Source organism: Flavobacterium eburneipallidum (assembly GCF_027111355.2).
In the GTDB taxonomy this organism is placed as follows: Bacteria; Bacteroidota; Bacteroidia; order Flavobacteriales; family Flavobacteriaceae; genus Flavobacterium; species Flavobacterium eburneipallidum.
This window is the reverse complement of record NZ_CP114291.2, coordinates 1-11888: the sequence shown is the minus strand read 5'-3', so window position 1 is coordinate 11888 and position 11888 is coordinate 1. Positions and strand designations below refer to the sequence as shown.

Annotated in this window: 9 protein-coding genes; 4 read left to right on the top strand and 5 right to left on the bottom strand. The window is 34.3% G+C overall.

All coding sequences use genetic code 11. The features are described 5' to 3' along the window. Positions 1-161: 161 nt before the first annotated feature. Positions 162-905, bottom strand: coding sequence for a DNA/RNA non-specific endonuclease (locus OZP15_RS00045; RefSeq protein WP_269226472.1), 744 nt, complete (start codon positions 903-905; stop codon positions 162-164). Between the two features lie 114 nt (positions 906-1019). Further along, complete coding sequence (locus OZP15_RS00040; RefSeq protein WP_281336654.1) at positions 1020-3266, bottom strand: carboxy terminal-processing peptidase; 2247 nt, start codon at positions 3264-3266, stop codon at positions 1020-1022. A gap of 200 nt (positions 3267-3466) precedes the next feature. Between OZP15_RS00040 and surE the strand changes: the two genes are divergently transcribed. From surE to OZP15_RS00020, 4 genes are all read left to right on the top strand, one after another. Continuing rightward, a complete protein-coding gene (gene surE, locus OZP15_RS00035; protein ID WP_281336653.1) occupies positions 3467-4246 on the top strand; it encodes a 5'/3'-nucleotidase SurE in 780 nt (259 codons plus the stop codon). After that, positions 4239-4511, top strand: a complete 273-nt coding sequence (locus OZP15_RS00030; protein ID WP_269226471.1) for a hypothetical protein — start codon at positions 4239-4241, stop codon at positions 4509-4511. The genes surE and OZP15_RS00030 overlap by 8 nt, the downstream gene beginning before the upstream one ends. A gap of 23 nt (positions 4512-4534) precedes the next feature. Continuing rightward, a complete protein-coding gene (gene lpxB, locus OZP15_RS00025; RefSeq protein WP_281336652.1) occupies positions 4535-5647 on the top strand; it encodes a lipid-A-disaccharide synthase in 1113 nt (370 codons plus the stop codon). A 290-nt stretch (positions 5648-5937) separates the two neighbouring features. After that, complete coding sequence (locus OZP15_RS00020; protein WP_281336651.1) at positions 5938-7974, top strand: ComEC/Rec2 family competence protein; 2037 nt, start codon at positions 5938-5940, stop codon at positions 7972-7974. A gap of 2 nt (positions 7975-7976) precedes the next feature. Here OZP15_RS00020 and OZP15_RS00015 read toward each other — a convergent pair whose 3' ends face one another. The 3 genes from OZP15_RS00015 to OZP15_RS00005 are packed head-to-tail and all read right to left on the bottom strand — an operon-like array spanning position 7977 to position 11841. Further along, positions 7977-8438 carry a thioredoxin family protein gene (locus OZP15_RS00015; protein ID WP_269226467.1) on the bottom strand — a complete coding sequence of 154 codons (462 nt, stop codon included), beginning with the start codon at positions 8436-8438 and terminating at the stop codon, positions 7977-7979. A 45-nt stretch (positions 8439-8483) separates the two neighbouring features. Then, positions 8484-10289: a peptide MFS transporter gene (locus OZP15_RS00010; protein ID WP_269226466.1), complete on the bottom strand. Its 1806-nt coding sequence runs from the start codon at positions 10287-10289 to the stop codon at positions 8484-8486. Between the two features lie 4 nt (positions 10290-10293). Then, on the bottom strand, positions 10294-11841 hold the full coding sequence (locus OZP15_RS00005) for a peptide MFS transporter (RefSeq protein WP_269226465.1): 1548 nt from the start codon (positions 11839-11841) through the stop codon (positions 10294-10296). Between the last annotated feature and the right edge of the window lie 47 nt (positions 11842-11888).

Sequence of the window (11888 nt, the reverse complement as noted above, 5' to 3'; positions counted from 1 at the left end):
AAAAGTTTGCTTTTCTTTGAATATTTTAAGTTTGAAACTACATCAGTAAGTGCTTTTTTTGAAATAAGATGGTATCAAAATAATAATGTTCTGTACGGATTATGTCAGCTTAAAGTAATATTCTAATTTTTGAAAACTCTTCTAGGAATTGGAAATCGTACCTAATTAAAACTCCACCCCTTATAATCACTACCTTTCTCTAACCGATTTTCTGTTTTGTCCTCTAATTTGTGAAAGAAATCAATACCTGTCATTTTTTCAAGCTGATCTACCGAAATTACAAATTCATACAACGGTTGGTCGCTTTTTTTATTGGGAACCAAGAATGCAATCATTCGATAGTTGCCATTGGAATTGTCTAATAAAACTTTGTAGAAATATTTAGGAATCGAAACTTTTTCCTGTCCAATGCTTGGTAAGGAGGATTGTAAAACACCACCAGTAACAACATAAACGCCATCGTATTTGGTTGCCCAATAACGTACTTTTTGTTCCAATCTGTTCCAAATTCCACCATTGAAATCGTGTAGTTGCGGCGAAATATTCGAAGTAAAAAAAGTTTCGGTATAAGCATTGCTATCAAATTCCATATCGCCAGCAGGACAAAGATGTCCTTTGTCAAAGCCTGATTTTTTGTAATTCCGCCAATCGGCTGAACCTGTTTTTACTTTCGGATCTTCAATAAAATAAGGTCTTCTGAAATCGTTATTTTTCACATAATTCTTTTTCAATTCATAAGCTACCCATTCTGCTTGTTCGTGTTTTTCGCTATACGATAAAGTGTAATAAGCGTGTTTTACGATTTGGTTGGTAGTCGATGTCGGTAAGAAATCAAAAGTTTGTTTGGATGTGGTGTTTTTTGTTTTAGTCTCTTTTGGTACAAAAACAAATGCCGAAAAAACCATAAAAACCAAACTAAAAACAAAAACGCTCCAGAAATTTTTGTTTAATTTCTGGAGCGTAAATGTTGATGAAGAATTTAATTTACTCATAAATAAAAATGTTGCTCTTCAATAAATTTATTTTTTCATGGTCACAGGAATGTTTTTCTTTACAACCGGTTTCGATTGTAAATCATCCAAGACATTCAAAGCTTCTTCCACATAAATATCTTTCGATAAACTTTCGTGCCATCTTACTCTTTTTTCTTTCAACGAAGCGTCTTTTTGCATCGCTAAAGCTTCTTGTGGCAAAGAAGTAAATTTTACATTATAATTGTAATCGGCAATAGCTTTGAATTTTTTGTTAGTTTCTTCAATGGCTTTTTGGCTCTTTTTGAAGTTGTCCATTTTCAGGCTATACAAGTTTTCTTTGCTTCTTTCGTCAATCCATTTGGCGTTTTCTTCAATCAATTTAAACTGTGGGTTCGTGGCAATTCTCTTCTTACTGTTGGCAATCGCTTTATTGAAATTAGCATTGTTTTTCCAAACAGAATAAGGTGCTGGATCAATTTTATCCCAAGGCATCGCATTTTCTACATCACGTTCTCCCATTTTTAGGTAAGCATATTTGTCTGGCATTACCACATCACTGCTTACACCTTCTAATTGGGTAGAACCTCCATTAATTCTATAAAATTTTTGAGTCGTTGTTTTCAATGCTCCCAAATCGCCAGAACTGCTACTGCGAACAAATTTATTCAAATCAATTACGTTTTGAACCGTTCCTTTACCATAAGTTTGCTTGCTACCGATGATAATTCCTCTTTTATAATCTTGTACGGCTGCTGCCAAAATCTCCGAAGCCGAAGCTGAAAAACTGTTCACCATAATTACTAAAGGGCCGTCCCATTCGATTTTTTTATCACGATCGTATAAAACTTCTTTTTGTTTGTCAGCCGATTTAATTTGTACAATTGGGCCTTGTTCGATAAATAATCCAGCAATATCCACTACTGTCGAAAGTGATCCACCGCCATCATCACGAACGTCCAATACAATTCCGTTTACACCTACTTTTTTCAAAGATTCTACTTCGGCAGCAATGTCTTTTCCAGCATCACGACCATCAGCATTTTCAAAATCGATGTAGAATTTTGGTAAATAAATCACACCATAACGCATTCCGTTACGTTCTACAACGCTTGATTTTGCGTAAGTTTCTTCAATTTCTACTATATCTCTAACAATAGATATCGTTTTGATTGTTCCATCAACTTTTTTTACTGTAAGACGAACTTCCGATCCTTTTGGACCTTTTATTTTTTTAACCACATCATCCAAACGCATTCCAACAATATCCAGTGGTTCGCCATTTCCTTGGGCCACTTTCATAATCACATCACCCGATTCTAGTTGCTTTCCTCTCCAAGCAGGTCCTCCAGAAATCAATTCGGTTATTTCAGTAAAGTCATTTTTCTTTTGAAGACGCGCTCCAATTCCTTCAAATTTTCCACTGATGCTTACGTCAAAACGTTCTTTTTCTTCTGGTGGAAAATAATTCGTGTGTGGATCAAAACGAGCCGTAATCGAGTTAATGTAGATAGAAAACCAATCATCACGAGTTAATTCTTTCATGAACCCAAAATATTCGTCTAATGATTTTAATGAGCTTTCACGAGTGATTTTTTCTAATTCTGCTAATGTTTTAGGCTTTTCATCCGCAGTTTTGTCGGTTTTTGGTTTTTCAGTGTTTTCTGAAAACTCAACGGGATTTGTAGTGTCTAAATCGCTTTTAGTATCTTTTTCAGTAATACCTTTTTCTTTGTTTTCTTGTATTTTCAAACGATCGGTCAATGACGAAAGAGTAGAAAGTTTGATTTGCTTGCGCCATCTTTCTTTTAATTCCTGCTCGTTACTAGCATAAGGCGCTTTTTCGTAATCCGTATTGAAAGTTTCATCAACCGAATAATCAAAAGGAGTGCTTAAAATTCCTTTGTAAAAAACTTTGGCTTCGTCCATTCTTTTAATCAAACGGTCGTAAGTAAGATTGAAAAAAGTCAAATCTCGGTTCATCAATTGATCATCCAATTCGGTTTCGTATTTGGCAAACTCATCAATATCAGCTTGCAAGAAAAATCTTTTGGATGGATCCAATGCTTGAATGTAATCTTTGTAAACACCTTTCGAAAAAGTATCGTCAATAGTTTTGGGGCTGTAATGCCCTTTTTCGATTACAAAGGTCAATAATTCTAGTAGCATTTTATCCTTTTCGGAAGTTTCAATAGTGTTGCTACTTTTTCTGAAGGCAAATAAGGAAACCGAAAGTAAAACTACAGCAATGAGTATTTTATAATTTCTTTTCATAAAGGCGATAATAGTATTCATATATTTTTTAAAAAAACTAAATTACGGTAAAAACTATGCCAAGAAATACGGGACTCGCATAATTTTTTGTTAAAGATATAAAATTGTTTTTTTGTTTAGTGTTTAATATTTGAACTGGATTAATTTTGTTACTTTGTTTACTAGAAGAATCAACTGTTTTTTACACGAATTTCTATACAATAATTTGAAAAACAACTCCAATGGAAAAAAATAAACCTTTACTGTTAGTCACTAATGACGATGGCATTTCCGCTCCTGGAATTCGAGCTTTGATTGCTGTTATGGCAGAAATTGGAACCGTTGTAGTCGTGGCTCCGGATAGCCCACAAAGTGCAACAGGACATTCGATTACCATAAATGATACTTTGTACATCAATAAAATTTCGAAAGATACGGATGTCATTCAGGAATACAGTTGCTCTGGAACACCAGTAGATTGTGTGAAATTAGCGGTGAATGAAGTGCTAAAACGAAAACCAGATTTGTGTGTGTCGGGCGTTAATCACGGTTCTAATTCTTCTATCAATGTGATTTATTCTGGAACGATGAGTGCTGCTGTCGAAGCGGGAATTGAAGGAATTCCAGCCATTGGATTTTCGTTATCGGATTACGATTGGAATGCTGATTTCGAACCTATAAAATCATTTATCAAATCAATAACTTTAGAAGTTTTGGAAAAAGGACTTCCAGAAAGTGTGGTTTTGAATGTCAATTTTCCAAAACTTGCCGAAAAAGAAATCAAAGGAATAAAGATTTGTCGTCAAGCAAAAGCACTTTGGATAGAGAAATTCGACAAACGAAAAACGCCTCAAGGAAGAGATTATTTTTGGTTAACAGGCGAATTTGTCAATCAAGACAATGGCGAAGATACCGATGAATGGGCACTTGCAAATGGTTATGTTTCGATAGTTCCCGTGCAATTTGATTTGACAGCGCATCATGCCATTCAAAAACTTAATACTTGGAACTGGAATGAATAAACTAGAATTGTTTTATGGCTGGACGATAGGAATTACGATGTCTATTTTGGGCTGTTTTCTCTTTGTTACTTTTTTTACCGATTTTGATTTTAAGACTGGAATTCAAATCTTGAAGGCCGAAGGTAAGTTGGGTAAACTCATCACCATTGGAACTATTTTAGATCTTGTGGCTTTTGCCGTTTTGCTAAAATTAAACAAAGAAACCATGGCTAGAGGCGTTATTTTGGCGGTGATTTGCATTGCCATTTTTACGATATTTGCATAAATTTTTACAAACAAAACAGTAAAATGAAATACTACATAATAGCAGGAGAAGCCTCGGGAGATTTGCATGGTGCTAATTTGATGAAAGCTTTGTACAAAGAAGATCCAACTGCGGATATCCGTTTTTGGGGTGGCGATTTGATGCAAAATGTGGGCGGAACATTGGTCAAACATTACCGTGATTTGGCTTTTATGGGTTTTGTAGAAGTGCTTTTTCATTTGCGAACGATTTTGAATAATATCAAAATTTGTAAAAAAGACATTAGCGAATTTCAACCTGATGTACTTATTTTTATTGATTATCCCGGTTTCAATTTGCGTATTGCTAAATGGGCAAAACCACTCGGATTCCAAACACATTATTATATTTCACCCCAAATCTGGGCTTGGAAAGAAAATAGAATCACCGAAATCAAACGCGATGTAGATAAGATGTACGTGATTTTGCCTTTCGAAAAAGATTTCTACGAAAAGAAACATCATTTTCCTGTTGAATTCGTTGGTCATCCGCTGATTGATGCGATTCAGAATCATCCAGCGATTGAAGCTTCTGTTTTTAGAAAGGAAAATAAACTCAACGAAAAACCCATTATTGCCATTTTGCCAGGCAGCCGCAAACAGGAAATTACTAAAATGCTATCGGTGATGTTAAGCGTGGTTAATGATTTTCCAGATTATCAGTTTGTGATTGCGGGTGCGCCAAGTCAGGAATTTTCGTTTTATGAAGCTTTTATAACTAATGAAAATATCAAATTCGTTTCGAATAAAACCTATGATTTATTGCGAAATGCTTCCGCTGCATTGGTCACTTCTGGAACGGCAACATTAGAAACGGCGTTATTCAAAGTTCCCGAAGTGGTTTGTTATAAAGGAAGTTGGATTTCGTATCAAATTGCCAAACGCATTATTACGTTGAAATACATTTCGTTGGTCAATCTAATTATGGATGAAGAAGTGGTAACCGAATTGATTCAAGACGATTGCAATGAAAAAAGAATTTGTGAAGAATTAAGAAAAATTACAGAGCCCAATTACCGCAAAAATCTCCTCGAAAAATACGATGTTTTGGAACAAAAACTAGGTGGAATTGGTGCTAGCGAAAACACCGCTAGATTGATTGTTGAGGATTTGAGGTAATATGCTTTTGCTAAAATAGTTTGCTTCTATCATTTCAAATTGTAAATAATTTTTGTTTTATTGTGATAGAATAGATTCGTAATACTCTGATTTTTCTTCATTATTTCGGATGTAAAAAATGGAGCAAGTACTTGCTTTCTCGTAAATTAAGGTTAGAATAATGAGGAATAATTTCAATCTCGTTAGTTTGACTTATTTAATTTCGATGAATGAAATATTGCTATTATCCAAATGAGGTAATATTTTTATTCAAAGTTATTTCGTACTAAAAAAATTGTATTTTTAGCATTATGAAAGTATTAGGCTTCCCTTTAGCGAGAATTACAATTGGTTTTTTAGCAGGAATTGTTTTGACGCATTTTTTTAAAATGTCTATTCCAGTAATGTTGGGATTGCTTTTTGGTGGAATTTTCTTTTTGATAATTGCTTTTTTGATGTCAAGAAAAAAAACAGATAACGCTATCTGTTTTGGTATAGCTACTTACTTTATTGCTTTTGTTACGGGTGTTATTACTCAAATTGTCCATACAGATTCATTTCAAAAAAGTCATTATACTCATCACAAAACTATTTTTGATAAACCGCATTTAGTTAGAGTTACTATTCGAGAAAAATTGCGAAGTTCTGTTTACAATGATCGTTATATTGTTTTAGTCAATCAAATTGATAATGTAGAAAAGACGGGTAAAATTCTTTTGAATGTTCGAAAAGACAGTTTGAATCATTCTTTTGAAATTGGAACTCATTTACAAATCGATGGGAGTTTGTATCAAAACAGTCCAGCCAAAAATCCGAATCAATTTGATTACAGTAAATACCTCGAAAACAAACAAATTTATGCCCAAATCTATACCGATGGCTCTGATGTTAAAGTAGGCTCTATTATTGAAAAAGACCCTTGGTATTATACATCGAAGTTACGGAACAAAATTATTCGAAATCTAGAAAAAAGTAATTTCAATAAAGCAGAATTGAATGTGGCTATTGCTCTAATTTTAGGGCAACAACAAGATATTTCTCCCGACATTATAAAAGATTATCAATACGCAGGAGCGGTACACATTTTATCCGTTTCGGGATTACATATTGGCTTTATTCTAGTTTTTGTAACTTTTATTTTAAAGCCTTTTCCTAATACACGACGAGGTTCGTTAATCAAATTAATCATTATTTTACTTTCGTTATTTTCCTTTGGATTGTTGGCAGGTTTGGCTCCATCGGTAATTCGTTCGGTTACAATGTTCTCGTTTGTAGCTATCGGAATGTATTTAAGAAGAAGTACTAATATCTTCCACACTTTATTGGTTTCGATGTTGTTGATTTTGTTATTTCACCCCTCTTTTTTATTCGATGTAGGTTTTCAATTGAGTTATTTGGCTTTATTTTTTATTCTTTGGTTACAGCCTTTATTGGCGGGAATTTGGTTACCGAAAAACAAAATTGCTAATTATTTTTGGGAAATTCTAACCGTTTCTATTGCAGCACAAATTGGGGCTTTTCCATTGAGTATTTATTATTTTCATCAATTTCCAGGCTTGTTTTTTGTGACCAATTTAGTGGTAATTCCGTTTTTGACAGTGATAATGGGCTTGGGTGTTTTGGTAATGATTTTGGCAGCGTTTGATTTTGTTCCAATCTTTCTTTCCAAATCATTAGAATGGAGTATTTGGTTTTTGAATAAAATTATAAACGCCATTGCTTCATTAAAAGAATTTGTTATTAGTGATATACCGTTTAATTGGCAGTTTTTGTTGAGTATTTATTTACTGATTTTTGCCAGCGTTCTTTGGTTCAAAAAACCAATTTTTAATCGATTGGCTTTAACTTTGATTAGTGTTATTGTTTTGCAAATCGCCTATTTCAAAACGCATTATGATGTGGAAAGTCAAAGAGAATTAGTTGTTTTTAATTCGAATAAAAATACTTTGATAGCAGAACGTAACGGAGAAAATATTACATTATATGCCAATGACAGTCTTTTGAAAGTGGTATCCAAAAATCAAACACTTTCATCTTATTCTATGGGGAATTTTAGTAATTTGAAATCTAAAAAAAGATTGCAAAACCTACTGTATTTTAATGGAAATAAAATCCTAATTGTAGATAGTCTGGGTGTTTATCCAAAAGACATTCGTCCCGATATTCTAGTTTTGACACAATCGCCAAAAATAAATTTGGAACGTTTTTTAAAGTATGCAAAGCCTAAAATTGTTGTTGCTGATGCTTCCAATTTTAAAAACATTCAGAAACTATGGAAAGCGACTTGCCTCAAACAAAAAATCCCTTTTCACGCAACAGGCGAAAAGGGATTCTTTAGGTTAAACTAAATTTATTTCTTTTTGATAATACCATTGGCTACATCCAGCCAAGCAGCAGGTCCACCAGCTACATAACCCGTGCTTCCTAAACCAGTAAAGCTTGGTTTGTTTTTTATTATTTTGGCGGTTGCAAAATAAACCGTTGGAAATCCTTGCACTCCAAAAGCTTGTTGTAAACCATTATTTTGTGCTTTCAAAGCATTGGATTGTGGAACAGCTCTAGGAAAATCCAATTCTACCAACACCACATTGGCTTTAGCCCATTTGGTAAATTCAGGGGTTTTTAATACTTCTTTTTGCAAACGAATACACCAACCACACCAGTCGCTTCCTGTAAAAAATAGTAACATTGGTTTTTTGGTTTTATTAGAAACTGTTATGGCTTTGTTAATATCTGTTTCCCATTTTAGCTCCTGTGCCTGAACCGTAAAAGAAGCCATTACTACTAATAAGCATATCAATATTTTTTTCATTTTTATATCTAATTTTTAAAATTTATCTTTCCAAAAACAGTGCCGCTATCGTACTCCGTGCATTAATTTTTTTATCACTGGCGACATCACAACAGCAAATAGTCCCACAACAACAGAAATCGACGTCAGAATCCAGAAGAAATAACTCAATCCGTGTTCGTTAGCAATTTTGTCGATATTTTCTCCAAACATACCCGCACCTTTCATTCCAATAGCGACAGCAAGATACCAAACTCCAAACATAAAAGCAATCATTCTAGCGGGAACTAATTTGCTCACATAAGACAACCCCACAGGAGAAATACACAATTCTGCCATGGTGTGGAAAAGATAAACTAAAATCAACCAAATCATGCTTACCGATGCAGTTTTGGCTCCCGCTTCAATATCGCTTGCGCCAAAAGCCACACAAGACATCCCGATAGCGAGTAATCCCATCCCTATTCCGTATTTCAAATTGGCAGACGGATTGTATTTGCTTTCCCATAATTTAGAAAATAATGGTGCTAAAGTTATAATGAATAATGAGTTTAATGTAGAAAACCAAGTAGCAGGAACTTCGGTTAAGGCTTCGGTAACTTTTTCAATTTTTAATAAATTCAACGTTTCATCAGACAACGATAAATAACCTGCAGAATAATAATCTTTGACCAACATCCATAAAGCAATAATCCAAATAATAACAAAACTACTGCTCAAAATTACGGAAGCAACTGTATATTTCTGTAATGTTTGTTTGAATAATAAAGTCAAAACCCAAGTAATTATGGCCAATGGTAAAAGGGTCATTAAAGAATTGATGACCAAAAACGTAACACTCCAATTGCCTTCTAAAACGCGATTAGTATAATCGCTGGCAAAAATGGTTAAACTGTTAGGAGACTGTTCGAATATTGCCCAAAAGAAAATCGTTAAAAAAGCAAAAAAGGTTACTGCAATCAATTTCTCTTTTGTGATTTGAGAATATTGAGTAAAACGGTAAATTAGTAAAAGGATGAATAAAACCAGAGCAGTAACAATGGCAATCGAATTTCCGTTTTCGCCCAAAAATACAAAGATATTTACTTTTCCCCCTGATATTTTTGAGGCAGGATCGTTCAAAATCCATAGTAATCCTAATAGGCAACTTACGGCTATTACCCCCAATTGTATTGGCGTGAATGGATTTCTTTTATCAGTATCGGCAGCTTCGGCTTTTGCTTTACTTTCTACACTGGGTTTCAAACCAATTTCGCCAAAAATATTTTGCGACAACCAAAATTGCAACATCCCGAAGAACATAAAAATTCCTGCCAAACCAAAACCGTAACTCCAACCTACTTTTTCGCCTAAATATCCACAAAGCAAAATCCCGAAGAAAGCTCCAGCATTGACACCCATGTAAAACAAAGTGTAAGCACCATCTTTTTTCTCTGGACGATCTTTGTACATTTCAGAAATAATCGAAGTCATATTCGGTTTGAAAAAGCCATTTCCAAATACCAGTAAAACCAATCCTAGATAAATAGAAAATTCTGTTTCAACAGCCATCGAGGCGTGTCCTAAAGTCATCAGTAAAGCTCCAACAACAACTGCCCAACGGAAACCAATTATTTTATCGGCAAAATAACCGCCCAACATGGTGGACAAATACACCAAACCAACATAAGAACCAAAAAGTGAAGAAGCATTTTCCCGTGTCCATTCCCAACCGCCATCTACAGCCGATGCTGTTAAAAATAAAATCAGCAAAGAACGCATTCCGTAGAAAGAAAACCGTTCCCACATTTCGGTAAAAAACAGTACAAATAATCCAGCTGGATGTCCTAAAACAGGATTTTTAAAAAATTGGTCGGTTGTATTTTCAGTCATGATTCTAGTTGTTTAATTCTTTGTCCACTCCGTGCATTAATTTGTTTATGGGTTTAGAAAGTGCCAAAAGCAAAACTCCAAAACCAATTCCGGTGTAAAATAAATATTCAAAAAGTTTGAGGTAACTCTGTTTGGCTAAATTCAAATCAGGTGCTTCTCCATTCGAAGTATCAACAGAAGCGATATTGGCTAAAATAGACGCAATAAATTCAGAACTGGCTGTAGCCAAAAACCAAACGCCCATCATGAAACCTACAATCTTTACAGGAGATAATTTCGTAACTGCCGATAAACCAACAGGCGACAAACAAAGTTCTGCACAAGTGTGAAGAAGGTTTAATAAAATAATCCATATCACTCCTACTTTTCCCATTTCAGAAATATTGATTCCAAATACTAATGAACCAAACCCCAGACCAACTAATAATAAAGCGATAGAGAATTTCACCGCCGTGTTCGGATTGTATTTTTCTAATTTTATCCAAAACCAAGCAAAAACTGGTGCTAATAAAATGATGAACAAAGAATTTAAACTTAAAAATTGTCCAGCAGGAATAGTGTGTCCAAATATAGTTCGGTCTAAAACTCTATCGGCAAACAAATTCAAGGAAGTGTAAGCTTGTTCAAACAAAGCCCAAAAGATAATCGTAAAAACAATCAAGATAGTCAATGCAAACAAGCGTTCTCTGGCTATTTTGTCTAATTGAGTTAAAGCGTAATAAATGATGTAAATAAAGGAAATAGCTCCAGCAATGATGAGTAAATTTTGAACAACACTATGACTTTGAACCATTTGCCAAACGATAAATGCAGCAGCTGAACAAACGGTATAAATGAGCCATTCATTTTTTAGACCAAAAATTCGTTTTTCTAAAAAGGCTTGATTTTTTGATTCGCCTTTGCCTAATAATAATTTTCTTCCTGATATAAAAGTGATTAATCCCAAAAGCATTCCAATTCCTGCAGCACCGAAGCCATAGCTCCAACCATAAGATTCACCTAACCAAACGCAAATTATAGTTGCCAAGAAAGATCCTAAATTGATTCCCATATAAAAAATGGTAAATCCTGAATCCCGTCTTTTATCGCCTTCTTCGTATAATTCGCCAACTAGCGATGAAATATTGGCTTTCAAAAAACCAACGCCCATCACGATAAATGCTAATGATAAATAAAATATTTGAAGCGCAAATTCATCTCTTATTATTTCGCCTGTTAGGGTTTTTGTGGTGGCATTTCCCTCATAAGCCATTCCGAGATGTCCTAGAACTAGTAATATTCCACCAAAAACAATGGCTTTCCTGAATCCTAAATACCGATCGGCAATAAACCCACCCACAACTGGCATGGCATAAACCAAAGCGGCATAACTACCTATTAATAAATTTCCAGCATCATCTGAAAATAAATAATATTTGGTCAGAAAAAATATCAACAAAGCTTTCATTCCATAGAACGAAAAGCGTTCCCACATTTCGGTAAAAAATAAAATAAAAAGTGCTTTGGGTTGTCCTAGAAAATCATTTTTGGGTAAAGTTGAGTCGTTCGTCATAAGCTCGGTTCTGAATTATTTTTAAGACTAAAGTTGCTTCAAATAAG